This is a genomic window from Rhodococcus sp. RD6.2, assembly GCF_001040705.1.
GTDB lineage: Bacteria > Actinomycetota > Actinomycetes > Mycobacteriales > Mycobacteriaceae > Rhodococcus_G.
On record NZ_CVQP01000013.1, the window covers coordinates 1 to 23,330 of the forward strand.

Sequence of the window (23,330 nt, forward strand, 5' to 3'; positions counted from 1 at the left end):
CTGTTCGGCCACTGGTTGTGGGCGTTCAAGCACAAGCTCTGGCGCTCGAGACTGGCTTTGTCGGTATTCAGCAGCCCTGGCCTGCGGCTTCTCGCGCCGATTCCGACGAATCACATTCCCCGGGACCGCGGCATTGCTGGTGGCGGCGGCCCGAGGTGGGTTCCCGAGCATCGTGTCTCGGTGGACGAGGGCGGCACGCGCTACGGGGGAACCGCCGAGCCGCCCCGGTGGTGATCTGGCTATTCGGGAATCAAGTCCTCGGCGCGCATCGGGAAGGGGTACGCACCCGGCGCCTCGGTGACCGGCGAGACGATGAATCGGCCGTCCTCGTCGACACTGTCGATCACCAGCACAGTCGCACCGCCGGGTCGAATTCTGACGCGGTCTCCAACCTTCACATCTCACCTCTCGAGTTCGTCGAGAACGGTATCGAACGACGTGCGGCGGGCCGTGCCTGGTCGTCGACCGAAGTTCGAGGCGCAGTCCCCGGAGTGTTGACGCCCGTCGACGCTCCCCGCTTTCACCTGGGAAAACGGTAGCCTCGCCCCGTACACTGTGAGCATCGACCGCCGGGTAGCCGGCCTGAGCATGAGAGGAGCGCGAGATGACCGTCGTCAACATGAAGGTCACCCGGCAAAAGCTCATGCAGACGGCCATCCTGGACAAGGTCGATCGTGAGCATCTGCCGCTGAACACCGATCGCGTTCGCCGCAGCCTCCAGACGGTCCGCGAACACGTCAGCCGCAGCCCGTACTTCACCGACATGCTCGATCGCTGGGAGCAGATCGTCGAGGACAACGACGTCGAGACCCTTCGCCGGGTCGTCGAGTCCGATGACGAGACGGGCAACGAGATGCGCAACCTGTCCCCGCTCTACGTCCTGCTGACCGAGGACGAGCGCATGAAGGTGCTCGACAACCTCCGCGAGCTCGCTCTGCAGTGAACCGCGACGAGTTGGAGCGGGCAATCAAGGCTGCCTGCGCGAACATCGAAGAAGGCCAGGTCATCGTCTTCGGCTCCCAGTCGATTCTCGGCACCTACGACGAAACCGAACTCCCCGAGTACGCGACACTGTCGCGTGAGGTCGACGTCTTTCCCCGCAGCGGGATCGAGGATCCCCAGTCGCCGGAACTGGTGGAGAAGATCTACACCATCAACGCCCGTCTCGGTGAAGGCTCACCGTTTCATGAGCACCACGGCATCTACGTCGAGGGGATCCACAAGGACGTCGTCGTACTGCCGAAACACTGGGACAACCGCCTCGTGGCCGTGACGGTCGACGACGGTTCCGTATACGGGCGGACCGGGTACTGCCTCGACCCCGTCGACCTGTGTGCGTCCAAGGCTGTCGCCGGCCGCGAGAAGGACCACGTGTTCGTGTCCAAGCTGGTGGAGAACGGGATCGTCACTCCCCGCGAGATTCTGGACCGCATCGACAGAGGGATCGAGTGGCCCGACACCTACACCCACAACAGGGAACTCGCCGTCGAGCGTGCACGGAACTGGCTGGAGCACCTCGAGTTGAGGTCGGACGGACAGGCCCACGTGGGGACCGCCCCGGAGCTGTCGGTCCCGGCGCCTGCCCGCACTGTTGAGCTGGGGGAGACTACGACGACCCCGGACGAGTCCTCCGGGCATCCGTGGACGCTTCGGCAGATGCTCAAGGGGCAGTCGGGTCGCGCGGCCGACACCGAACGCGGCCCGGTACCGGACGACTCATCCGGCCGCGATCGCGGTACGGACCTCGGCAGGTAGCACAGTGTTGTCGGCGACTGGACCGACTGTCACTGAGTCACATCGGTACTCCAATGTGACGTCGGGAATAGGGATCAGGGACACGACGTTGACCAGTCGATCCGGCTCAGCGGCTACACAGGAGGTCTATCGGTGGGGGACAACGAGGAGATCCGCAGGGCCGTCGCTGGCCAGCAGGATTCCATGAAGTCACCGGCATTCGAACAGCTCGGCCAGGAGCTCGCGAAGGTCGCCATCCCCGACTACACCCAGCTCGGCCAGGAGCTCGCGAAGGTCGCCATCCCCGACTACACCGAGCTCAGCCAGGAGCTCGCGAAGGTCGCCATCCCCGACTACACCGAGCTCGGCCGGAACTTCGTGAAGTCACCGGCATTCGAACGGCTCGGCCAGCAGCTCGCGAAGGTCGCCATCCCCGACTACACCGAGCTCGGCCGGAACTTCGTGAAGTCACCGGCATTCGAACAGCTCGGCCAGCAGCTCGCGAAGGTCGCCATCCCCGACTACACCGAGCTCGGCCGGAACTTCGTGAAGTCACCGGCATTCGAACAGCTCAGTGCACGGGCGACCGTGCGCGCAGCGCTGCTGACCGATCGGATACAGCAGAATCCCGCGCTCACACCATCACTCCGCAACCTTGCGTCAGAGCAGTTTGGCTGGGCAGCCATGCTGGAGATGTCTCAAGACTCGCTCAGCAATCACGCGACGTTCGTGCCGACCGACGAACAGTGGGATCGGATGGCTGAGCAGTTCACCGAGCTGGCAGTGCCTTCCGAGGACGCCGACGTTGACGATCCGGACGCGGTCAACGCCGAGATGCAGCAGGCCATTGACGAGATCTTCGCTGACATCGAGCCACTTCTCGAAGGCAACCACGAGCTCGAGGCAGTTCAGGCTCACCTGCAGACACGGTATGGGGCCGAAACCTGCCGATGGCTGCTGGTCGGTTTTGTTGGGATGTTGTGGGGTGTCGCGTATTACACCATCAGCTTGACCAATCCCGACGCAATGTCTCTCATCATGGACACCACCGGAATGGATCTGAAATCGACTCTGGTACTCGGCTATCTCGCAGCGACGACGATCTTTCCCTATCCGAACAGCGAGGAGTGACCCGCACCTTCGGCTGTGACTCGCGGCGATAGATGGCGGTGTTCTCGCGGCGTCAGGTGGCGCCAACGACGAGGGTGCTGCGGGCGGTTTCGACGACGTCGGCGGTGATGGTGTGGAGCTCGTTGATTCGCAGAATCCGGTGGATCTGGGCGAACAGTCGTTGCAGGAGGCGGAAGTTTCCGCCGGTGATGCGGGCGACCGCCGCGATGGCCTGGGCGTCGGTGAAGTCGTCGGAGTTGAGTTCGGATCCGAGCTTGTGCCAGTGCCGGGCCAGGACGAAGGTGAGTTCCTCGCCGGACAGCGGCCGGTAGTGGTGGGCGAAACCGACGCGACTATAGAGCTGCGGGTAGCGGGAGAAGGTCTTCTCGATTCCGGGCATCCCGATGAACAGCAGGCCGTGGTCTCCGCGGTCGAACTGGTCGCGCAGGTGCTCGACGGCGGTGGCTGACAATCGTTCGGATTCGTCGATGACCCACAGCTCGACGTGGTCGATGATGGGTTTGTGGTGGAAGCCGACGTGGAGGTGCTGGTCGATGCAGATGTTGACCCGACTGTGCAGTTTCCTCAGGTCGTCGCGTATTTCCCGCAGGGTTGGGGACACGGTGGGCGTGTAGAACACGGTCCGTGAGCGTGCCAGCGCGGCGTAGACGTTGTTGTCGGAATCCTCACGTGGGCCCCAGGTGCGCAGCAGTGGTTCGGCCTTGTCCCACCGCGCATAGCGGGAGGCGGACAGGGTCTTCCCGATTCCTGCCGCGCCGTAGCAGATTCCGATGGTCCGGTCTCGTTTGACCGTTTCTGCGAACTCGACGAATCTGCGGTGCTCTTTGGTGGCGATGAACGGCCAGGTTCGCGGTGTCGGCATGCTCACTCCTCCTGGTAGGCGCGCAGTCGCGGCCTTGGTGTCGGTGGTTCGGGTTCCGGTCGGGCAGGCGGTGGACCGGGGGTGGGGAGGTAGTCGGTCACCACGGTGATGCGTTCGTTGATCTGTTCGCGAAGCCGGCGCCGGTAGGCGCGGCGGGCGGCCTGGATGTCCTTGAGGCCGATGGTGTCACCGCTGTGGTCGGGACTGACGGCCGTGCAGAGGAACCGGTTCCTGTGGAAGACGCGGATGGCGGTGATGTCGCGCGGGTCGTATCGGATGGTGACGGACTCGCGGACGTAGGCCGCGAGGGTGGTGTGCAGGTAGCGCAGTCCCTGGAAGTGGATGCCGTCGCGGTGCACGACGCGTGGTGCGGCGACGGTGACCAGCAGCAGGTCGAGGTGTTCGAGGCTGTCGGGCATGCGTGGCAGCCATCCGTCAGCGACCCACGACTGCTGTGGGGTGTCTCCGATTTCGGAGTGGGTTCGCTGGTGGTAGACGGTGGTGATGAAGGTGCCGATCGCCTCGTCGAGCTGGCGCAGCGACAGTACCGGTGGGCTGGCTGGTTTGCCGTGGACGAGGCGGCCGGGCAACTCGGCGAGCAGTTCGGTGTTGATGCTGCCGAAGAACCGTTCGATCTTTCCTCGGCCCTGAGGGCGGGCGACGGTCGAGTGCACGATCGCGAACTTCAGGTCGGCTGCGACCTGGGCGAGGTGGTGGCTGGTGAAGTCGCTGCCGTGGTCGACGTAGAGGGTCTCGGGGATGCCGCACATCGGCCACGCCGGATCGGGTTTGGTCCAGATCGCCTGCCGCAGTGCCAGCGATGTGTTCAGTGCGGACGGCGCTCCCAGGTTGAGGGTGTAGCCCGGGACTGCTCGGGAGCAGTCGTCGAGCACGACGGTCAGCCACGGTCGCCGGTGCTTGCCCGCGTCGAGTACGAGGATGTCGAGCTGGGTGTGGTCGACCTGCCACATCGCGTTCGGGTGTTCGGCTCGGCGGCGATACACCAGCTCGTAGGTGTCACGGAAGGCCGCGGCCCCGTCGTGTGCGAGAGTGACCATGGCCGGGTCGAGCCCGGTGACGATGTCGCGGACGGTCGTGTAGGACACCGGTGTCCACCCGTGCTGCGCGGCGGCCCGGGCGACGCGGCGGGTGATCGTCGCCAGCGCCGGCCGCGGGCGCGTCAGGGCCATGCCCTCGATCAACCGCACCAGCTCGGGCTCGGTTCGTCTGCCCGTCGACCGACGCCGGGCCGGAGCCAGACCCGCCAGACCCTGGCTCGAATAATGTTGCAGCCACCGTTGTGCGGTCCGCAGTGGAGTCCCGGCCGCGGCCGCGGCGCGGGCCAGTGGCACACCGTCTTCCAGGTGAGGCCGCAGTACTGCGAACCGGCTCATCGCTTGCTGCCGTTCGCGCTCGGTCAACCCAGTCAACCCGCTGTCGATCACGAGTCACCTCGTTTCCACGCTCGCCGGCCGCGACTGCGTTGGTCACATTCTTGCGCCTGGCCCGTACCGGGTGCGAGCTGCGGCCAGGCCGTATGTGTCGGTGGACGATGTCACCGCCGCGATCAGGACTCGTCGCGGGCCCGTTGCAGTGTCGCGTACATCGCCGAGCGGGACAGGCCGCTGATCTCGCAGAGTTGGCCGGCGGAGTAGTCGCCCGAGTCGTAGTCCGTGAGCAGGCGTTTGCGTTGCAGGGCGGACAGCTTGGGTTGCTTGCCCTTGAGTCGGCCGGCCTTCTTCGCCTCGGCCATGCCCTCGCGGGTCCGGGCCCGGATGAGGTCCGACTCGAACTCCGCCATCAGCGACAGCATTCCGAAGAACAACTTCCCGGTCGGGTCGGACGGGTCGTGGATGGAACCACCGATGCTCAGTCGGGTGCCCTTCCCTTCGAGTTCCTCGGCGATCGAACGCAGATCCACCGCGGACCGCCCGAGCCGGTCCAGTTTCGCCACCACGAGGGTGTCGCCGGCGCGGCACGCCGCCAAGGCCTCCCGCAGTCCCGGCCGATCCCGGTTCCGCCCGGTGAATCCCTTGTCGGTGTAGATCCGTTCCGGCTCGACGCCGAAGCGTTTGAGCGCTGTGCGCTGCGCTCGCAGATCCTGGCCCTGAGTTGAGCATCGGGCGTACCCGATCAGCATTCCGTCCACGAGTGGACAGTAGTCCGGCAAAGGCGACCTATGCCGGATCGACATGCAGGACGGTTAAACGGCACACATGGAGGGCGTGATCGCGCTGGCCGCAATCGAGTCCGGCACCTCCATCTGGTGTCCTGTTGGAGGTTCGTCAAACAGGACAGGTGACTCCGAGCACCTATTATCGTCATTTGCAGCTATCATCGTCATATGACGATTAATGGTGAGGGTTGCGGGACCCGAGCGTCAGCGGACGGAGCGGCATCGGATCTCGATGCCGCGGTGGCGTTGTTCCACAGCCTGTCCGATGGCACCCGGTTGGCGATCGTGCGGCGACTCTCCCAGGGTGAGGCTCGGGTGGCGGACCTCGTCGGCGAGCTGGGGTTGGCGCAGTCGACGGTGTCCGCGCATGTGGCGTGCCTGCGGGACTGCAACCTCGTCGAGGGGCGCCCCCAGGGCCGGCAGGTGTTCTACTCGCTGGCCCGTCCGGAGCTGATGGATCTGCTCGCGTCGGCGGAAACGTTGCTGGCCGCGACCGGATCCGCGGTCGCGCTGTGCCCGAACTACGGCACCGACACGGTGGAGACGGCATGAGCGACGCGTGCGGCTGCGGCCACGACGATCCCCGTCCTGACGGCGAGGAGGAACACGAGCCGGAAAAGTTCTGGCAGGTCACCGAGATTCGGGCTGCCGCGGTTGCGGGTGTCCTGCTGGTCGCGGCCCTGATCGTCCGTCTGACCGGCGGATCCGATGGATTCGGCGTGGGTCTCGAGGCGGCGGCGTTGCTCGTCGCCGGCTACACGTTCGTCCCGTCCACGCTCACACGCCTGGCCAAGGGCAAGATCGGCGTCGGCACCCTGATGACGATCGCCGCGGTCGGCGCGGTGCTCCTCGGGGAGGTCGGCGAGGCCGCGATGCTCGCGTTCTTGTTCGCGATCAGCGAGGGGCTCGAGGAGTACGCGGTCACCCGCACCCGGCGCGGGTTGCGGGCGCTGCTGTCGCTGGTGCCGGACACTGCGACGGTGCTGCGCGGCGGCCGGGAGGAGACCGTGCCGCCGGCCGACCTCGAGCTCGGCGAGGTCATGATCGTCAAGCCCGGCGAGAGGATCGCCACCGACGGCATCATCCGCACCGGACGCACCGCCCTGGACACCTCCGCGATCACCGGCGAATCGGTGCCCGTCGAGGCAGGACCGGGGGACGAGGTGTTCGCTGGGTCGATCAACGGCACCGGCGTCCTCGAGGTCGAGGTCACCGCCGGTGCGCAGGACAATTCGCTGGCCAAGATCGTGCGGATCGTCGAGGCAGAGCAGTCCCGCAAGGGTGAGGCGCAGCGTCTGGCCGACAAGATCGCCAAGCCGCTCGTCCCGGCCGTGATGATCGCGGCCGCGGCCATCGCCGCCGTCGGCAGCCTGGCCGGGGATCCACGTGTGTGGATCGAACGTGCCCTCGTGGTGCTCGTCGCCGCCTCACCGTGCGCGCTGGCGATCGCGATCCCGGTCACCGTCGTCGCCGCGATCGGTGCCGCCTCCAAGCTCGGTGTCCTGGTCAAGGGCGGTGCCGCCCTCGAGGCCCTCGGCCGGATCCGGGGCGTCGCACTCGACAAGACCGGCACCCTCACCCGCAACCAGCCCGTCGTGATCGACGTCGCCGCCGCTCACGGGGCCACCCGCGACGACGTGCTCGCGGTGGCCGCGGCGCTGGAGGCGCGCAGCGAACACCCCCTCGCCCGCGCGATCCTCGCCGCCGTCGACGACTACCGACCGGCCGACGAGGTGGACGCAGTCCCCGGTGCCGGCCTGACCGGCCACATCGACGGCACACCGGTCCGGCTCGGCAGGCCCGGCTGGATCGACCCCGGCCCCCTGGCCGGGGACATCGAGCGGATGCAGCACGCCGGTGCCACCGCGGTCCTCATCGAACGCGCCGGCACCGTGATCGGAGCGGTCGCCGTCCGCGACGAACTCCGCCCCGAAGCCCGCGAGGTGATCGCCGGGCTCCGCCGCGACGGCTACAGCGTCGCGATGCTCACCGGTGACAACGAACGCACCGCCCGCGCCCTGGCCGCCGACGCCGGCATCGACGAAGTGCACGCCGACCTGCGCCCCGAGGACAAGGCCCGCATCGTCGAAACCCTGCGCGCCGCACGCCCGACCGCGATGGTCGGCGACGGCGTCAACGACGCCCCTGCCCTGGCGACCGCCGACCTCGGTATCGCGATGGGCGCGATGGGCACCGACGTCGCCATCGAAACTGCCGACGTCGCCCTCATGGGCGAGGACCTGCGACACCTGCCCCAGGCACTCCACCACGCGCGGCGGTCCCGGACGATCATGCTGCAAAATGTCGGGCTTTCACTGGCGATCATCACCGTCCTGATGCCCCTGGCCCTGTTCGGAGTCCTCGGCCTGGCCGCGGTCGTCCTCGTCCACGAGGTCGCCGAGATCGTCGTCATCGCCAACGGGGTCCGCGCCGGACGCGCCCGAAGCCTCACCGCTGCGCCGCAACCCACGACGGCGCTTGAGCCGATCGCCGGAGCCCGGTCGTGACATCGACCGAGGTCTCCGACGGGGCCGCACCGGTGGCCGCGGCACGGTGGCGGCACGCTCGCCGCGCCCTCGTGGCCACCGCAGCCGTCCTGGCGTCGGCCGCGCTGGTCCTCGATCCGATTGCCCGCGAGGCGCTTTCCGGCGGGCGGACCGTCGACCTCGGTCTGCTGCAACTGCGACTGGCCTACAACACCGGGGTCGCGTTCAGCCTCGGCAACCAACTGCCCACCATCGTGATCCTCGCGGCGACCGCAGCCATCACCGCCGCGATCGCCGTGTTCGCCTGGCGCACCGCACCAGAGAGCCGACCGATCCAGACGATCGGACTCGCCGCGATCGTCGCCGGCGCCGCCGCGAACGTCATCGACCGACTCCTCGACGGGAAGGTCACCGACTACTTCCACACCGGATGGTGGCCCACCTTCAACCTCGCCGACACCTACATCACCTGCGGCGTCGTCCTCGTCATCGGCGCGCTGCTCCTCGATTCCACCCCGACGAGCAAGGACCACACACCATGAGCCGGATGCCCGAACACCTCCGCAGCGTCTACGCCTCGGAAATGGACGCCGCCCACCAGGCCAGCGACGACACCCTGCGCTGGCACCACCTCGAACGCGCCCACATCATCTCCCAGCCCTACCCCTGGCCGCACACCCACAACCACATCGCGATGCTCAGCCTCGCCCTGCGTCAACGCGACCGCCGCGAGGCGCTCGGTCAGGTCATCCGCATCGTCGTCGCCGCCCCCGGCTCCGCATTCGGCCGATACCCCGAAGGCAATACCGGACGCACCCATGCCGGCCTCACAACCCCCATGTCCGTACCCGACGATCTCGCCGAAACCATCGCCGGACCCGTCTGAACTCGCTGCTAGGGCCGACAATCCCGCTGGAACGTCCCGATCGGCGATCGTCTGACCGCCACGGATGCCGACTCCGTCCCCGCAGGCCGGATGGCCGGCCGTGTCACGTGTTGAGGAGGGGACCGAAGATCGCCGCCCCGCAACGGGTCGCGTCGGCAAGGTCGACCACGACCCCGCCGATGTGCGGGTTGGCCGTGGCCCACCCCTCCGCAGCCGGGCGATCGGTGAAGAAGTTGAGGTAGTCGCAGCAGGTGTCCGCCGACGGACCCTTCGCTGACTGCGCCCCGATGAACACCACGGTGGTGGCCGGATCCGCGGTGGCGACTTCACCGCGGACCGTCACGGTGATCTGCTCGCCCGTGGACGCATCGGCAGAGTCGATCACGACATCGACGCCGCCGAGCATTGCGGACATCCCGAGCGCGTCGATAGCGCACATTGCGTAAACCCGTGCACCGTCGGCGATCTGAACACTGTGGGGGGTGGGCGTGGTGCAGAACGGGTAGACCGATTCGATCCATCCGGATGCGTCGAGGCGGATCACGTCCGAGGTGTGCAGCTGTTCGAGAAGTTGCTGTGCGGACGAGTCGAACTCGGCGGCGACCGCATCGAGCTCAGCGATCGGCGGTGGGCCGCCGCGGGTCGCGAATGCCCGCAAGACGGCATGGTGGATGGCCTTTTCGGCGGGGTCGGCGGGCTGCGCCGCACCCCGCCACGCGGCGAGCGCTGCGATCGGGGACTCGTCTTCCGTCGCGGGTGCACAGCAGTCCACGCGGCCGGCGGACACCTCGGCCGATGTGCTGTCCGGGGCCAGGTTCAGTGCGGCGCGAAGGGCAGCGACGGACGGCGCGCCATCGATGCCGCCGTCGTCCGACCTGTACAGGCGGCACGACACGCTCGGCACCGAATCGGGCTCGGCAAACGGGTCCTGGCCGTCGAGGAGCAGGGTTGGGGATCCCGTCATGCCGGCTTCGGTGGCCCCCGCCTGGTCATCGAACACGCGGTGGGTGATGGTGACCTCGATCTGTTCGCCGGCCACCGCCTCCGCGATCCGGCGCTCGAGCAGCACCACGTTGGGGCACTCGGGGACCTGCAGGATCTCCAGCTTCATCGAGTCTCTCCTTCATCGTGCATGGTCTGGATCAGGGGGCAGCACCGGTCGGTGCGCGGCAGCTCGCAGGTGGCCACGAGGTCGGCGAGCGATCGCTGCATGCGCTGCAAGTCGGCTATCTTCTCGGCGAGGTGCGCCATCTTCGCCTCGGCCAGCACGCGAGCGGTCTGGCAGTCGTCGGGACCACCGTCCGCCAGGTGCAGCAACTCCTCGATCTCGTCGAGGCTGAACCCGTGCTCCTGAGCACGTTTGACGAACCGCACGACCGCCACCGCGTCGGCCGGATACGCGCGATACCCCGACGCGGATCGGGGCGGCTCGTCCAGCAGGCCCCGCCGCTCGTAGTACCGCAGCGTTTGCACGTTGACCCCAGCCTGGGTGGCAACCTCACTGCTCCGCATATCGCCATTGTTAACCCTGTACCCAACTATCGAGTCAAGGGGCAGCTACTAACGCAACTGGTGGAGCACCGGCTGCTCCAGTCATCAAGGGAGCCTGGCGAGGGGATCGACATGGGGCTCGGGCGAGCCTCGGGTTGGGCTCGCGCGAGGGGCGAGGACTTCGAGGTCGCTGGCATCCAGGCGCCGCGCCGACATAGAGGGTGGCGCCAGTTCCCGTCGAAACCACCCGCAGCACCCCTTGTCGTTGGCGCTACCTGACGCCGCGAGAACACCGCCATCTATTGCCGCGAGTCACACCCAACAGTGCGCTCACGGGCGTGAGTGTCCCAGAACTCACCGACAGGTCGAGGTTTCGCTACAGAGTCAATGGGACACGTTTTTGGGACACTCGGGCCGCTGGTCGCCGCTGCCCTCCGCGGCGGCCCGATTCGTGTCCGGGAAACGGTCGATTCTGAGACGGCACGCCCCCGCCAGCTTCGGTATCGCGGTATCTAGGTATTGCGGTATCCATCGGGTACCGGGATACTGAGCGGCATGAGCGATGCACTCCCCACCCATACCGATCTCGCCCGGCGCCGCAGGGACACTCGACTGCTCGTCGAGCATCTCCGATTCCTCGAGGACACTGTCGTCGCTCAGGCACTCGTGAAGGACGCCCTACTTCGCGGCCTCAGCCAGTCCGAGACGGCGAAGCTTCTTGGAATGAGCAAGCGAACCGTCAACCAGCACGCTCGAACTCCCTATATGCGCTACGCAGTGAGTTCAGACGATCGCGCCACCGAGCGTCGGAGTTTCGACGCCGCATTCATGGCCTACGTCTGGGGATCGGACGAGGCCGCGCGGGCAGCCACCGAGCGATCCATCCAGTACGACCGCGAACGGCTCCTTGTCGAATCCGACTGACCTGCACAGCGACCCAAACGGGGCCGGCCCGCAGGAGAGGCGGGCCGGCCCCGTTCGTCGATTCTTGCGGATGCCGATCGCGGATGTTCCCCGAGGGCCTACAGATTCAGGCTCGAGCCTCGATCAGTGCCGCGCTCGTGTTCGGTCGGTCGGGGACCACTCTCGACCGCGCTGCCGCGCTTCGCCGATCCGGCGAGCATCTGCTTGAGCGAATACGGGTGCCCCTGCACGGCAGCCGACAGCGCAGTCGTCGGAACCCTACTGTGGTCGGGGGCAACTTCCGGGGCTGAGCGGTCGGGCGCGGGTGCATCTCGGCCCGGTGGCAGGCTCTGGCGTCCAACCTTCTCGACCGTGGCGGACCATGTCTGGTCGGCCGTCGAGTATTTCCAGTGTTCAGCGCGTCGGTAGTTGTTGTTCGCCAGCGCCCTGTCAGCCGTGTCGAGGTTCCACTGGATGGATGGGGCGATCAGCTTCATCCGCCACGCCGGCTCCTGCTTGGTGGCCTCGGCGTCGAGGGTGATGTAGTTCGTCTCCTGGGCATGTTCGGCGACGGTGGCCGTGATCTTCTGGGTCACAGGGACGCCTCGACTCCAGGGCACCGGGGCTGACGCGCTAGTTCAGGTTGGGATGGACCCGCAGCCAATCCGATTGCTGTAGAACGGAAACGCACAACTACCCCCGAAATGTCGTCGTTGAGGTGAAGCTCCTCGTACTTCCCCCCAGATGTACGCCGATCACCCTACTCAAGATGGTTGCAGAGGGGTTCTGCGATCCGATCGCCGCACAGAACGGATCTCCCGCACTCAGTGCCGTACCCGGCTTACCTCCCGCGCCCGCGCACGACTATTCACCTTCTCAAGTTGTCGACTGGTTGTGGTTCCGCCTTCAGGACTCCGAGAACTTGAGGCGTAGCGGACGGTCAGCTTGAGATTGATCCCGGCGGGGAGAATCCTTCGGGCCACCGTGTGTGAGTGTCGTATATCGCGTTGGTGAGGTTCGCGCCATCCAGGTTCGCGCCATCCAGGTTCGCGAGGATCAGGTTCGCGCCGGTCAGGTCCGCGCCGCTCAGGTCCGCGCCGGACAGGTCCGCTTCGAGCAGGATTGCGTCAGTCAGGTTCGCGCCGACAAGGTTCGTGTTAGTCAGTTTCGCGCAGGTCAGGCGCGCGCCGGTCAGGTTCGCGCCGGTCAGGTGCGCGCCGACCAAGCTCGCGCCGGTCAGGTTCGCTTCGGCAAGGGTTGAGCGCAACTGAGCCGCGCCCAAGTTCATGCTGGTCAGGTTCGCGCTGTTCAGGTTCGCGTTGGTCAGGTTCGCGCCAGTCAGGTTCGCGCCGAACAGGAACGCGCTGGCCAGGTTCGCGCCGCCCAGGTCCACGCGGGTCAGGTTCACACCGACCAAACCCGCGCTGCTCAGGTTCGCGCCGGTCAGGTTCGCGCTGCTCAGGTTCGCGCCAGCCAGGTTCGCACGGGTCAGGTCCGCGCCGAACAGGGCGAATCGGAGTCCGACCCAGGGGCCGTCCATGCCGTCGCTTCGCTTCCGGCTTCGTCCGGCCAGAACGTCGATGATCGCGGATCGGACGTTCTCCTCTTGGCGGTCGATGCGCTCGGCGCTGCGTGCTGTTCGCAGGTATGCGCAGAGGAGATCCACGCAGACTTGGCGCTCGTCGTCGTTTCCGAAGTCGTGCCAGTCGTCGGCGAGGGACGCGAGGGCGTAGACGCCGGCGAGTCGGATCGCGGCGGAGTCGTGTCCGAGTTGTTCAGCGGTGATGGTGTAGCGGTCCCGCAGGCTAGTGCTTTGGTCGAGGAGGTGGCCTGCTTCGGTGGAGACCTGTTTGCGGTAGGCGAGGAAGGCTGCGCCGCCCAGTCCGATGATGCCGACGAGGGTGACCGTGGTTCGGGCGGCGTCGAACCACTGGGAGCCGTTGAGAAAGAACCCGTCCGTCCACACGGCCTTGCCGGCCTGGAGTCGCGCGAAGATCAGAAGTAGACCGCCGCCGACTGCCGTGGTGGCGAGCGTGCCTGCCACGATCCATCGCCGCAGTGCCGTCGGCTGGATCCGCACCGCGTTGCTCCTCTGTGCGCGTTTCATGCCGACATCATGAACGGCTGATCGAACGAGACCTGCTGAGCGCCAGAGAATTTCAATGCCGATAAGAGATATTACGACATTAATGCAGCTAGAGGCCATCTTTGATGTGCGAATACCATACCCACCGCTGAGTTCCCTGTGGACACGGATGTGTCGTTGAGAGAGACGCGGCCCGCGCCACCATCACACGTCCCGACCTCGAGGGGCCCGAGCACGACGAGGAATCTGGACCGTGAGCCGATCGGATGGCAGCGGTCCGTGTCGCATTCCCCATCGGGCTGGCGTTCCTGCAAGATGACCCGATGCCACCCGATTTGCCGCCGTCACCCGGCAACAACAAACCGTCTGGGCAACACAAGAGCGTTTCGCCTGCTCGGTTGATCGCATACGGATCCGGCGCGATGGCGGCTGCAATCGGTGCCACGTGGGTTCTCGCCGAGTGGTCCACCAAGCCAGAGATCAGTGTGTTCGACGCCGATCTCAGCGGATTCGGACGGACTGTGGGCCTGATCGCTGCAGCGGCCGTTGGGGTTCCGGCCGCGGTCTTGGCTTACCACCGGCAACGAGCACTGGACACCTCCAACCGAAATACGGCCGACCAGCATGAGCACAAGGTCATGTCCGACAATCGTGAACACCGGTCAGGCACTGAGCGGAACCTCCGCGAGCGCTATACGACCTGCGCCGAGCAGCTCGGACACGACTCATCGGCGATTCGACTGGCCGGCGTCTACGCCCTCGCGTCCCTCGCCGACGATTGGCACGACTTCGGTAACGACTCCGAGCGTCAGGTGTGCGTGGACCTCCTGTGCGCCTACCTCCGCGCCCAACGCAAACCAGCTACTGAAACTTCCACTGACAGCGAAGCGTCCCCCCCCCCAGATACCGCGGAGCAGAACGTTCGCTCGGCGATCGTCCGCTCCATCAGGGTCCGCACACTGTCAGACGAAGATGGGTGGATTCCCTGCACCTTCGACCTGGGCGGCGCGGACCTGACCGGCACCGACCTGACCGACGTGAACCTGACCGGCGCGAACCTGACCGACGCGGACCTGCGCGGCGCGAACCTGGTCAACGCGCACCTGAACAGCGCGAACCTGGTCGGCGCGGACCTGACCAACGCGGACCTGACCGACGCGAACCTGACCCACGCGAACCTGACCAACGCGAACCTGACCACCGCGGACCTGCGCGGCGCGAACCTATTCCGCGCAGACCTGTTCCACGCGAACCTGTTCCACGCGGACCTGACCGGCGCGAGCCTGCTCCTCGCGGACCTGACCAACACGGACCTGACCGGCACCGACCTGAACAACGCGAACCTGAACAGCGTGAAACTGATCCGCGCGATTCTGGGCGGCGCGAACCTGACCCTCGCGGACCTGACCCTCGCGGACCTGCGCGGCGCGAACCTGACCAGCGCGAACCTGACCGACGCGAACCTGACCGACGCGAACCTGACCGACGCGAACCTGACCGGCGCAGACCTATCTGGCATGGTCTGCTCTGAGTCGACGGTCTGGCCAGAAGGGCCAGTGCAGCGGCCGACCTCCCCGCTGGAATCGAGGTGAACGCGTAGGTCGGCGGATCCACCATCCACGCCTCTACGAGGTGCTCGCGAACCGGACGACGGCACGGGATTCCAGCATTTCAGCTCCTATCCTTGGATTCAGACAACGGGCCGACGCGCTAGGCGCGGCACCGGGGAACCAGCATCGCTTCGACTGCCCGTCTGGGCGTCAGGTGATTGACCGACGCAGGATCGTTTCAACCGCCGGCGGCTTTCTCTGTTGGTACCGTTCCCTGTTCGCCCTTGACCCTTTCGACCGCGAGGTGAGCTGTGAGCGCAGTAGATCGTGTCCGCCGTTCGGCTGCTGTACCCGTCGTCGCGGCAGCTGTGCTGCTGATCCATCCAGGCATTGCGGCTGCTGCGGTGTTCCCTGCCGACACGGACGTGTGGGTTGAGGGAAACACGATCCGCGCCACCATCACACTTCCCGACATCAACGGGCCCGAGAACGAGATCGACGAGATGACCTGTCGCGGGCCGTGGGTGCATACCAAGGCCAGCGCGGATCGGATCCTGAACAGCCCGGATATCGACTTGGACAGCAACCCTGCGGGTTGGCTGGTCCACCAGCCAGATTCCCCTTCCACATGGCCAGGTGGCGACAACCCGTTCACCACGCGGTTCGAGGTGTACGACGGCATGTCGGGCGAGGCCACCATCCCCGCCGTCGCGGATGGTGACTACGTTGCCGGAGTTTTGTGTGGACGACTACCCGCCGGGCAGGGGGGAATCATGTACGACTCCTACCGACTGTTTCCGCTGACGGTCGGCTCGCCGGCCACCACTCCTGATGCGAACGGCAGCCTCGAGGGCGTTGGGTTCGGGTCGTCTTAGACGATCGCCACGGCGCTCACTTCTCAGCTGGTCGCGTCGACCTCACCAGATCGCGAGCTGCTGACTAGCCGGACCTGACGCAGCGGAGCCGCGCCGGCGCGGCCGCGGACTCTGCAGGGTTGCAGGCGTGATGTGGTGAGTGACGAGTGCGGTAATCGCCTCTTTCACCCTCGCTCGTTGCTCGGCGGCAGTGCGACCGGCGTTCGAGTCACGTGAGTCCCAGTCCTGGCGCCACTGCGGCGATCCGGGCCGGGGTGTCCCGAGGACGGTGTCGGTGGCGCGTTCGAGGAGCACGTCGAGCTTCTCCGCGATCATCTCCGCGGCGTCGACGATCGACTCCTGAGACACTCCCCTCTCGCCCATACGCGAAGTGTAGGGGCGGGCACCGACAACTACACGGCTGTCGCCGCCAGGACCCGCCGCGGCGGAATCGCGGGTGCCGTGAACGGCCTTGCGCTGCTACTCTTTTCGGTAGAGCCGCGTTGCACGGCTGACCCCGAGGCCACCATGACGCCCGCATCGTCGACCTGGTGGCGTTCGAGGGCAAGGTCCCCTGGATCTGCAGCACCAGCTCGTCACGATGCGTGGCGGCGAATGCGGGGCGTCGCCCCACCCTCGTGATTGGAGCATCATGACGAAGAACTCGGCCCGAAAGAAGGCCGCACGGAAGTACCAGCTCGAGAACCCGGGGACACCGTTCCCTGAGGCATACCGAGCTGTCGCCACACCATCGACACCTGCAGCTCTGCCGGGTGGGCTCATGGTCGTCGACGAAGGGGAATGGGTCGACCTGCGGCTGGGTCCGGATGACAGGTCCCTGCGGGTCAACGATGAGCGCCGCTACTCCCGCAGCCGGAAGCTGATCGTCCACGATGTCGCCGACCTGCTGGATGAGAAGGCGGGTCCGCTCGCGTGATCCACACACCACCACGGCCGTGTGTCGGTCGTGGTGACTACTGTCCGGCGTAGCGGCGGGCAGTGGGCCGCTCCCTCACCTGGCTGATTCGGCTCGACCGGTGGTCGCGGCGGATCCGGATTCGGATGGCCTCGGCTGTCCGGATTCGTGGTGCGGCCCACTGCCCGAACCGGATTCACGGTGTACCGAGGGCGGTTCGCCACTCCCCTACTTCACGGGCCGGACAGCGGCCGCTGGACACCACTGGTCGACGACGTCGAGCCCACCCCGTCCGTTGCCGGTCGGGATCGTGAAGCACAAACAGCAAATCCACCCTGATCCCGTTGTCCTCGCCCAGGCGCGCAAGGTGCCGGGGACCTGGACGTCGAGAGCCAAACCCTCGGCTCGGACACGGAGCGGGATGACTGTGGCGGGGTGCGCGGCGGGCTGACTTATCGCGGTCGCAATGTGCACGATCACCGGCACCGGCGGGTCGACGACCCGATACGGCGGCGGGTCGAACTCGGTCGGCCAGGGGAACACATGTTCGATTGTATCGGCTAGCATCAATGCCAGCGCCGGTTGGGTTCGCGGAGGGAAGCCGCGACACAACCGGCGCTTTGGTGTTCGTGGTGTGAATCAGGGACGTGCAGCGGCGGAAGTTCCAACGATCCTGCGTATGGCATAGGTGGAGGCGACGAACACTGCTGCGCAGGCGGCGAGGATCATGGCGTTCGGCGCGGTTGACGTGTAGTAGTTCGCCCACTCGGCGTCATGACTGCTCGAGCCTCCCCCGCTGTCAGGAAGTACGTCGAAGAAGGCGACCATCTGAATTGCGGCGACCACGAGGGTCACGGCGTTCACCGCGAGGTAGACCGTGTACAGGCGGCTGTGCTTTCTGGTCATGGCTCTGGATTCCTTCTGTCTGGTCGTGGTGCTGGCGTGCGATCGGTCCGCGGTCAGATGCCGTGCGGTGAGGGCCTTGTAGTCGCCTGCCCCAGACCAACCGGCGCTTTCGTGTCGCGAGCGGGCGCGGGCGGGGTTAGGCGTCAGCGATATGGAGGGCGAGCCGTAGTCCGTTGACGCGACCGATGGCGTTCCAGGCGTCTGGTGCGGTCGGGGTGGTGTCGTGGGTGATCGTGGCGTCGAGGCTGCCGGCGGGGTTCCACACGATCCCGGCCGTCGTGGTCGCGGCGATGGCCGCGGTGGTGGCGGCGCGTTCGGCCTGGTGGATGTCGTTGAGGCTGGCGTTCTGGTCGAGAAGGTCGCGCGCCTGGCGGAGCCCGTGAACTTTGCCGACGGCCCAGGCTGCGTGGTTGCCGTCGTCGGCTGCGGCCGCGGCGGTGGCGTAGTCCTCGGCGGCCGCGAGGGATGCGCGGATCGTGGTGGCGAGCTGAACGGTGGTCACTGGTGGATTCTCTCTGTCGGGTCCGACAGGTCAGGTGATGAGTGGTTGTCGAGTGGTCCCGGGCCAGGCGGTGACCATGCGTTCGGTGGCGGCCGCGAGCTCGTTGAGTTCGTCGACGACGAGCCGCAGGTAGTCGGCGGTCTCGTGGGTGGGGTCGGGGTAGAGCTTCAGCTCGTTCTGCTCGTCGGCGGACAGGTCGTTGAAGTTGTCGGGGAGGTCGCTTTCGAGACCGCGGGTCAGGGTGAGTTCGTCGCTGATGGTGAGGAAGACGGCGAGCTCGAGGAGGTGCCCTTCCTCGCTGACCGACTCGACGCCGAGTAGGAGATTGCCCCAGGTGTCGCGGTCCCAGGTGATGACTTCCTGGTTGACGGCTTCTTGGAGGTACCAGTGGCCGGCGAGCCTGTGTCCGTCGACGGCGAGTGCCGGTGTGAGGCGGTCGAATCGGTCCGTGTGCAGGGTGAGCAGTGGCCCGCCGCGGCCTTCGTCCTCGATCGTGGCTTGGGCGTCGTCGAGGCGCTGGCGCACGATCTCGCGGTCCGCGATCTGTAGTGCGAGGTGGAGGCCGTTGGCGTGGCCGATCGCGGTCCAGGCTGCGGGGTTCGTGATGCCGGCGTCTCTAGGCCTGGTGTCGTCGTAGCGCATCCAGGCGATTCGCTGTGCTCCGGTGATCTCGGTGGCGGCCGCGGTGGCGGTGGTCAGGGCGTCGGTGATCGCGGCGATGATGTCCGGGGGGCCGGGGGCGAGGATGCGGCGTGCTTCCTGGATCCCGGCCGATCGGCCGGCGAGCCAGGGAGCGTAGTTCGGGCTGGCCATGTCGAGGGGGTTGTGCGTGTCCTCCTCCGATTCCAGGACGCTGGTGAGGGCCTGTGTGATGGCCTGTGCTGCGCTCACGGTCACGATCCTCGGTTCGGCGGGGTGGACGTCTGGCGCCGAGCTCGTTCCTGCTGGAGGTACTTGTAGACGCCAGACTGACTCAGTCCGTAGGTCTCCTGGAGGTCGACGATCGAGGTGCCCTGCTCGTGTTGGTCGAACATGGCGTGGCGTTGCTCCGGCGTCAGCTTGGGTTTGCCGCCGGGGTAGCGGCCCGCGGCCTTGGCTTTCGCGCGGGGTCCGGACAGTCGGAGTCGGTAGATGCCGGCCTCGAAGTCAGGGAAGTCGGTGGTGAGCAGGTGGAAGGCGGTGCGACCGGCGTCGGTGGTGGGGTCGTAGACGGTGCCGCCGATGTGTAGTCGGGCTCCGCGTTCGGCGAGTGTGGTTGCGACGGCGCCGAGTTCGGCCGCCGAGCGGGCGAGCCGGGCGAGTCCGGTGACGACGACGCTGTCGCCGGGCCGGAGGGTGTCGATCATCGCGTCTCGGGCCGCCAGCGCGGTGTGGGTGCCGGCCACCTGCTTGTCGACGTGGATGTCGGTGACGTCGAGGGCCTCGAGGGCGCGGCGTTCGTCGTGTTCGTCCTGCTCGTCGTCGACGCGCGTGTAGCCGATCAGCATCAGGCGGTGTCCGTTCGGTAGAAGGCGTTGAGGCGGTCGGTGGCGGTGCGCTGCTCGCGACCGAGCACGCACATCCGCTCGAACAGCTCGTCTTCTGGTGCCTCGGCGGCGATGGTCGCGAGCCGCTGTGCGGCGGCGTGGAAGCTGCGCCGGTACGCCTGGGACATCAGAGCTGCTCCGTATGCCTCGACGGCTGTGTCGGGCGCTCCGGCGACTGTCGCGATGGTCAGCGCTTGGACGAGGCGTTCGCCGGCGTGGCCGTGTGCCTTGCCTTGGCGCGTCAGGGCGTTGAGGACCATCGGACTGTCGTGGGGGCTGCCCGCGGCGATGAGGTCGCGGATCACGGTGAACAGCTCGGCGTTCACCGGGCTATAGAAGTCCTCGGGCACCAGGTGCTCGACGGTGCGCCGGACGACAGGTCCGCGGGCGAACAAAAGCGAGGACAGGAACTGGATCTCGATGGGCTCGCTGGGGTCACCGTCGAGGTCGGTCGTGGGGTCGACGTCGTGGGCGTTCGCGCTGTTCGTCACTGGTCCTCCTTCCCGTCGTTGAGACTGCCAGCTCATGCGGCGAGTTCCGCGAGTCGGTCCGGGCGGAATCCGCTCCAGTGGTCGCCATTCTCGGTGATGACGACCGGGGCCTGGAGGTACCCGAGGGCCATCACGAGATCGCGGGCCTCGACGTCGACGGTGATGTCGATGCTGGTGTATTCGATCCCTGCCTTGTCGAGTGCGCGGTACGTGGCGTTGCACTGGACGCAGGACGGCTTGGTGTAGACGGTGACTCGCATTGCTCACTCCTAGTTCGGTGGGGCCTCGGGTGCCTCGGAGCGGGTAGCCGGGCTGAGTTCCGCGGGCTACCCGCTCCACGGGGTCACGGGGCTGGTGTCAGCCCTCGATGGCTGCGCAGGTCGCGCATTCCCATCCCGTCGACATGCGGGTGCAGGTGCGGCGTTCCTCGCAGATCCAGCACTGCTGGTTGCGCCTCTGCTCGCCTTCCTGGCCGCGGACCATTGCGGCGTAGGCGTCGCGTGTGTCGGCGTCGCGGGTTGCGATCTGCTCGGCCGTCAGAGCAGGCTGTTCGGTCTCTCGCAGCAAGTCGCCGAACGCCAGGCGGCAATCGGGGCACACCTCCCCCGCCTCGATGACGGGGTGGTTGCAGGCCGGCAGAACGCAGTCGGCGAACAGTGACAGCGTCACGATGCACCGCCGATCCGCTGAACGCGGGCGGAGAGGGACGGGTGTCCGGTGTCCTTGGTGCTGTCGTACCAGGGCTCGGTGCGGCGGTAGCGGTGCCCGGTGAGGACTCGGTCGGCGATCTCGGTGTTCCACACCGAGGGGTCGACCTGGGCTGCCACCAACCGCAGTTCCCACTCCGGCGGAAGGTGCGCGCCGAGGACATCGGCGGACAAGTCCACGGTGTTGGTGTCCCCGTTCGCGTCCTGCGCGATGGTGGCGGTGATGACGAGATTTCGGTCGGGCATTTCCCCTCCTGGGGCCAGAGGCTGGGCCGATGCCCTGCCTACACCCGAAATTCTACACGTCAATATTGCTGTGTGCAATACGTTTATGCAGGTGCGCCCGGCTTTTCCGGGCTGGTGAACCGGTCAGGCGTTACGCGCCGACCGCCACCGTGGCCCGACGCCGAGCGACTCGATCGGCGTCACTGCTGGCCCTGGCGGTTCGATGCGGTTGCCCAGATCAGAACAGCGAGAAGGAAGACCACTGCCGCGACGATGAGCGCCTTGAGAAGACCAGGGCTGTCGCCGGTCAGCGCTCCGACGCTGACGAGGATGGCGCCGAGTGCGGCGATGCCCTGCCCGATCGCGCGCCGGCCTACCGATGGCGTGGTGTCGGCTTCGCGCGATTCGCCGTCGAGGAAGTCTCTGGTGCTTCGCGTGATGATGATGGCGCCGATGATGACGAGCGGAAATCCGATCCACATGAGTACGGACATGTAGTTCTCCTTGGGTCGATGCGCCAGCCTGGTGGATAGCCGCCGAACGGTACACGGCCCGGCCGACACGGTCTCGTCGTGCCGCCGGGGGCGGTGTGGACCGCGAGCGAATGCCCGCGGCCCACACCGAGGTTGGGTCAGGCCGACCGTCCGGCTGGCAGTGCCTTGCGCTCGGCAGCCTCGATCGCCTTGGTGGCGCTTCCGAGGATGCGATCGGGGGCGTCGACCAGGCCGTCGGTGAGCCGGGCGACGGCGTCGAGGGCCGCGGCCCGCTCGTCGGTCGTTGCGCCTTCGTCGAGTGCGGTCCGCAGCGAGCTGGCGGCCTTGCGGAGCTTGCTGCGGCTGGTGTCCTCAAAGATCGAGACTCCGATGCGGCGGGCGTTCCTGTCGGCCTCGTCCCAGGCTGCGCGTGCGGTCCTCGCGGCCGCATGGAACTCCTCGATGAGCTGCGGGGACGCGGGGGCCGCCTCGAGGTCGAGGTCCCGCGCTGCACCGAGGGCCTCGATGAACGCAGCGGTACTGGGCTCGGACAGGTCTTCGAGGATGGGGCGTTCGAGCCAGGCGAACGGGTTGTTGAGGTATTCCGCATAGTCCTCGAGCACCCCGGCATAGACCGCCTTCGCTGCCGTCCAACGCTGCTCGCGCACCTGGCGTCGGGCGACTCGCGCACCCAACCGGCGCACCGTCCCGCGAAGAAGTCCAAGCAGGACCAGCACACCGATCACACCGAGGATCACGAGCAGGATGATCGGGTTGAAGGTATCGCCGCCCGCACTCACGCCGTCGGCCGTGGTCGGATCAGCGGAGACAGGCACCTGGGGCGCGATCGGCGGGGCTGTGTCGACGGCCGGATCAGGTTCGGACGTTCCCCCCGAGGTCATGACGCGGAGCATGATCGTGGCGAAGATGGACACACCAGCCGCGATGACTCCGCAGGCCAGCCTTCCCATCGCCTGCTCTCGAGTGGTCGCCAGAGTCAAGCTGACGGCAGTGACGAAGAGGGCCGCGAGGGCCAGGAGGACACCGGCGTACGTCGCGATGTCGAGGAATTGATCGAGCACGCCGAGGTCGAACACGGAGGCCGTGGCCGGTTCTGAACTGTTCATGGGAAACCCTTCCCGGGTCTGGGCCGCGGCGAGTCCGCCACGGGTGAAGTGGACGAAGTCAGGCGGAGGCGGCGAGCAGCACGGGCTGCTGGGCGGCGACCTTCGGGACGTACAGGGCGGTGAGTTTGGTGCGACGGCCGACAAGACCGGCTATCGCGGCGATGCCTGCGTCCTTCTCGGTGCCTGCTTCGACTCTGGCTGTGCCGATGTAGTCACCGTCTCGGTGGTACAGCGCAACGGAATACGTGCACATAGGGGTCCCCTCCCGGGGGCTGGAGGCTGGGCCTGGTGGGGGTGG

General features: G+C 66.9%; 31 protein-coding genes. 12 read left to right on the forward strand and 19 right to left on the reverse strand.

Annotated elements, in window-relative coordinates:
* From RHCRD62_RS26225 to RHCRD62_RS24945, 4 genes are all read left to right on the forward strand, one after another.
* Positions 1 to 234, forward strand: a 234-nt coding sequence (locus tag RHCRD62_RS26225; RefSeq protein ID WP_216596667.1) for a hypothetical protein, incomplete at its 5' end; no start/stop codon positions are given.
* 370 nt (positions 235 to 604) lie between these two features.
* Positions 605 to 943 (forward strand): hypothetical protein, encoded by a 339-nt coding sequence (locus RHCRD62_RS24935; RefSeq protein ID WP_050067473.1) that lies wholly within the window; start codon positions 605 to 607, stop codon positions 941 to 943.
* The gene (locus RHCRD62_RS24940; RefSeq protein ID WP_253277485.1) at positions 940 to 1,755 is read left to right on the forward strand and encodes a DUF6036 family nucleotidyltransferase; all 816 of its coding nucleotides are present in this window, start codon (positions 940 to 942) and stop codon (positions 1,753 to 1,755) included. The genes RHCRD62_RS24935 and RHCRD62_RS24940 overlap by 4 nt, the downstream gene beginning before the upstream one ends.
* Before the next feature lie 132 nt (positions 1,756 to 1,887).
* The gene (locus tag RHCRD62_RS24945) at positions 1,888 to 2,865 is read left to right on the forward strand and encodes a hypothetical protein (RefSeq protein ID WP_050067474.1); all 978 of its coding nucleotides are present in this window, start codon (positions 1,888 to 1,890) and stop codon (positions 2,863 to 2,865) included.
* A gap of 52 nt (positions 2,866 to 2,917) precedes the next feature.
* On the opposite strand, the gene RHCRD62_RS24950 is transcribed toward RHCRD62_RS24945, so the two are convergent.
* From RHCRD62_RS24950 to RHCRD62_RS24960, 3 genes are all read right to left on the reverse strand, one after another.
* The gene (locus RHCRD62_RS24950) at positions 2,918 to 3,727 is read right to left on the reverse strand and encodes an AAA family ATPase (RefSeq protein WP_050067475.1); all 810 of its coding nucleotides are present in this window, start codon (positions 3,725 to 3,727) and stop codon (positions 2,918 to 2,920) included.
* 2 nt (positions 3,728 to 3,729) lie between these two features.
* The gene (locus RHCRD62_RS24955) at positions 3,730 to 5,121 is read right to left on the reverse strand and encodes a Mu transposase C-terminal domain-containing protein (protein WP_050067538.1); all 1,392 of its coding nucleotides are present in this window, start codon (positions 5,119 to 5,121) and stop codon (positions 3,730 to 3,732) included.
* A 173-nt stretch (positions 5,122 to 5,294) separates the two neighbouring features.
* Complete coding sequence (locus tag RHCRD62_RS24960; protein WP_084734479.1) at positions 5,295 to 5,876, reverse strand: recombinase family protein; 582 nt, start codon at positions 5,874 to 5,876, stop codon at positions 5,295 to 5,297.
* Between the two features lie 195 nt (positions 5,877 to 6,071).
* On the opposite strand from RHCRD62_RS24960, the gene RHCRD62_RS24965 reads away from it, so the two are divergent.
* The 4 genes from RHCRD62_RS24965 to RHCRD62_RS24980 are packed head-to-tail and all read left to right on the forward strand — an operon-like array spanning position 6,072 to position 9,275.
* Positions 6,072 to 6,455: an ArsR/SmtB family transcription factor gene (locus RHCRD62_RS24965; protein ID WP_050067477.1), complete on the forward strand. Its 384-nt coding sequence runs from the start codon at positions 6,072 to 6,074 to the stop codon at positions 6,453 to 6,455.
* A complete protein-coding gene (locus RHCRD62_RS24970; protein ID WP_050067478.1) occupies positions 6,452 to 8,410 on the forward strand; it encodes a heavy metal translocating P-type ATPase in 1,959 nt (652 codons plus the stop codon). Before RHCRD62_RS24965 ends, RHCRD62_RS24970 begins: the two co-directional genes overlap by 4 nt.
* Before the next feature lie 32 nt (positions 8,411 to 8,442).
* The gene (gene lspA / locus RHCRD62_RS24975; protein WP_050067539.1) at positions 8,443 to 8,931 is read left to right on the forward strand and encodes a signal peptidase II; all 489 of its coding nucleotides are present in this window, start codon (positions 8,443 to 8,445) and stop codon (positions 8,929 to 8,931) included.
* Entirely contained in the window at positions 8,928 to 9,275 is a 348-nt protein-coding gene (locus RHCRD62_RS24980) for a DUF3703 domain-containing protein (RefSeq protein ID WP_050067479.1), read from the forward strand. Before lspA ends, RHCRD62_RS24980 begins: the two co-directional genes overlap by 4 nt.
* 103 nt (positions 9,276 to 9,378) lie before the next feature.
* Here RHCRD62_RS24980 and RHCRD62_RS24985 read toward each other — a convergent pair whose 3' ends face one another.
* On the reverse strand, positions 9,379 to 10,386 hold the full coding sequence (locus RHCRD62_RS24985) for an alkylmercury lyase family protein (protein ID WP_050067480.1): 1,008 nt from the start codon (positions 10,384 to 10,386) through the stop codon (positions 9,379 to 9,381).
* Positions 10,383 to 10,787: a MerR family transcriptional regulator gene (locus RHCRD62_RS24990; protein ID WP_050067481.1), complete on the reverse strand. Its 405-nt coding sequence runs from the start codon at positions 10,785 to 10,787 to the stop codon at positions 10,383 to 10,385. Before RHCRD62_RS24990 ends, RHCRD62_RS24985 begins: the two co-directional genes overlap by 4 nt.
* Before the next feature lie 534 nt (positions 10,788 to 11,321).
* Here RHCRD62_RS24990 and RHCRD62_RS24995 point away from each other — a divergent pair.
* Complete coding sequence (locus RHCRD62_RS24995) at positions 11,322 to 11,690, forward strand: hypothetical protein (protein ID WP_050067482.1); 369 nt, start codon at positions 11,322 to 11,324, stop codon at positions 11,688 to 11,690.
* A 98-nt stretch (positions 11,691 to 11,788) separates the two neighbouring features.
* Here the strand turns inward: RHCRD62_RS24995 and RHCRD62_RS25000 are convergent, their stop codons facing one another.
* Complete coding sequence (locus RHCRD62_RS25000) at positions 11,789 to 12,265, reverse strand: hypothetical protein (protein WP_050067483.1); 477 nt, start codon at positions 12,263 to 12,265, stop codon at positions 11,789 to 11,791.
* 344 nt (positions 12,266 to 12,609) lie between these two features.
* Entirely contained in the window at positions 12,610 to 13,776 is a 1,167-nt protein-coding gene (locus tag RHCRD62_RS26680; RefSeq protein WP_050067484.1) for a pentapeptide repeat-containing protein, read from the reverse strand.
* 464 nt (positions 13,777 to 14,240) lie between these two features.
* On the opposite strand from RHCRD62_RS26680, the gene RHCRD62_RS25010 reads away from it, so the two are divergent.
* Both RHCRD62_RS25010 and RHCRD62_RS25015 read left to right on the forward strand, forming a co-directional pair.
* Entirely contained in the window at positions 14,241 to 15,347 is a 1,107-nt protein-coding gene (locus tag RHCRD62_RS25010; RefSeq protein WP_157051064.1) for a pentapeptide repeat-containing protein, read from the forward strand.
* A 326-nt stretch (positions 15,348 to 15,673) separates the two neighbouring features.
* Complete coding sequence (locus RHCRD62_RS25015; protein WP_050067486.1) at positions 15,674 to 16,180, forward strand: hypothetical protein; 507 nt, start codon at positions 15,674 to 15,676, stop codon at positions 16,178 to 16,180.
* A gap of 42 nt (positions 16,181 to 16,222) precedes the next feature.
* Here RHCRD62_RS25015 and RHCRD62_RS25020 read toward each other — a convergent pair whose 3' ends face one another.
* On the reverse strand, positions 16,223 to 16,543 hold the full coding sequence (locus RHCRD62_RS25020; RefSeq protein ID WP_050067487.1) for a hypothetical protein: 321 nt from the start codon (positions 16,541 to 16,543) through the stop codon (positions 16,223 to 16,225).
* A gap of 268 nt (positions 16,544 to 16,811) precedes the next feature.
* Between RHCRD62_RS25020 and RHCRD62_RS25985 the strand changes: the two genes are divergently transcribed.
* On the forward strand, positions 16,812 to 17,096 hold the full coding sequence (locus RHCRD62_RS25985) for a hypothetical protein (protein WP_157051065.1): 285 nt from the start codon (positions 16,812 to 16,814) through the stop codon (positions 17,094 to 17,096).
* 618 nt (positions 17,097 to 17,714) lie between these two features.
* Here RHCRD62_RS25985 and RHCRD62_RS25030 read toward each other — a convergent pair.
* The 11 genes from RHCRD62_RS25030 to RHCRD62_RS25080 all read right to left on the reverse strand — a co-directional run bounded on the left by RHCRD62_RS25030 (position 17,715) and on the right by RHCRD62_RS25080 (position 23,285).
* Positions 17,715 to 17,981, reverse strand: a complete 267-nt coding sequence (locus RHCRD62_RS25030; RefSeq protein ID WP_050067488.1) for a hypothetical protein — start codon at positions 17,979 to 17,981, stop codon at positions 17,715 to 17,717.
* A 136-nt stretch (positions 17,982 to 18,117) separates the two neighbouring features.
* Positions 18,118 to 18,483 (reverse strand): hypothetical protein, encoded by a 366-nt coding sequence (locus tag RHCRD62_RS25035; RefSeq protein ID WP_050067489.1) that lies wholly within the window; start codon positions 18,481 to 18,483, stop codon positions 18,118 to 18,120.
* Positions 18,484 to 18,513: 30 nt separating this feature from the next.
* On the reverse strand, positions 18,514 to 19,374 hold the full coding sequence (locus tag RHCRD62_RS25040; protein ID WP_157051066.1) for a hypothetical protein: 861 nt from the start codon (positions 19,372 to 19,374) through the stop codon (positions 18,514 to 18,516).
* Between the two features lie 2 nt (positions 19,375 to 19,376).
* A complete protein-coding gene (locus tag RHCRD62_RS25045) occupies positions 19,377 to 19,970 on the reverse strand; it encodes a recombinase family protein (protein ID WP_050067491.1) in 594 nt (197 codons plus the stop codon).
* Complete coding sequence (locus RHCRD62_RS25050; RefSeq protein ID WP_050067492.1) at positions 19,970 to 20,500, reverse strand: DnaB-like helicase N-terminal domain-containing protein; 531 nt, start codon at positions 20,498 to 20,500, stop codon at positions 19,970 to 19,972. Before RHCRD62_RS25050 ends, RHCRD62_RS25045 begins: the two co-directional genes overlap by 1 nt.
* A gap of 32 nt (positions 20,501 to 20,532) precedes the next feature.
* Positions 20,533 to 20,760 (reverse strand): glutaredoxin-like protein NrdH, encoded by a 228-nt coding sequence (nrdH, locus tag RHCRD62_RS25055; RefSeq protein WP_050067493.1) that lies wholly within the window; start codon positions 20,758 to 20,760, stop codon positions 20,533 to 20,535.
* A 97-nt stretch (positions 20,761 to 20,857) separates the two neighbouring features.
* On the reverse strand, positions 20,858 to 21,169 hold the full coding sequence (locus RHCRD62_RS26230; protein ID WP_050067494.1) for a hypothetical protein: 312 nt from the start codon (positions 21,167 to 21,169) through the stop codon (positions 20,858 to 20,860).
* Positions 21,166 to 21,453 (reverse strand): hypothetical protein, encoded by a 288-nt coding sequence (locus tag RHCRD62_RS26130; protein ID WP_050067495.1) that lies wholly within the window; start codon positions 21,451 to 21,453, stop codon positions 21,166 to 21,168. The genes RHCRD62_RS26230 and RHCRD62_RS26130 overlap by 4 nt, the downstream gene beginning before the upstream one ends.
* A gap of 179 nt (positions 21,454 to 21,632) precedes the next feature.
* Complete coding sequence (locus RHCRD62_RS25070; RefSeq protein ID WP_050067496.1) at positions 21,633 to 21,926, reverse strand: hypothetical protein; 294 nt, start codon at positions 21,924 to 21,926, stop codon at positions 21,633 to 21,635.
* 137 nt (positions 21,927 to 22,063) lie between these two features.
* Entirely contained in the window at positions 22,064 to 23,032 is a 969-nt protein-coding gene (locus RHCRD62_RS25075) for a hypothetical protein (protein ID WP_050067497.1), read from the reverse strand.
* A gap of 58 nt (positions 23,033 to 23,090) precedes the next feature.
* Positions 23,091 to 23,285: a hypothetical protein gene (locus tag RHCRD62_RS25080; RefSeq protein WP_050067498.1), complete on the reverse strand. Its 195-nt coding sequence runs from the start codon at positions 23,283 to 23,285 to the stop codon at positions 23,091 to 23,093.
* Positions 23,286 to 23,330: the final 45 nt, after the last annotated feature.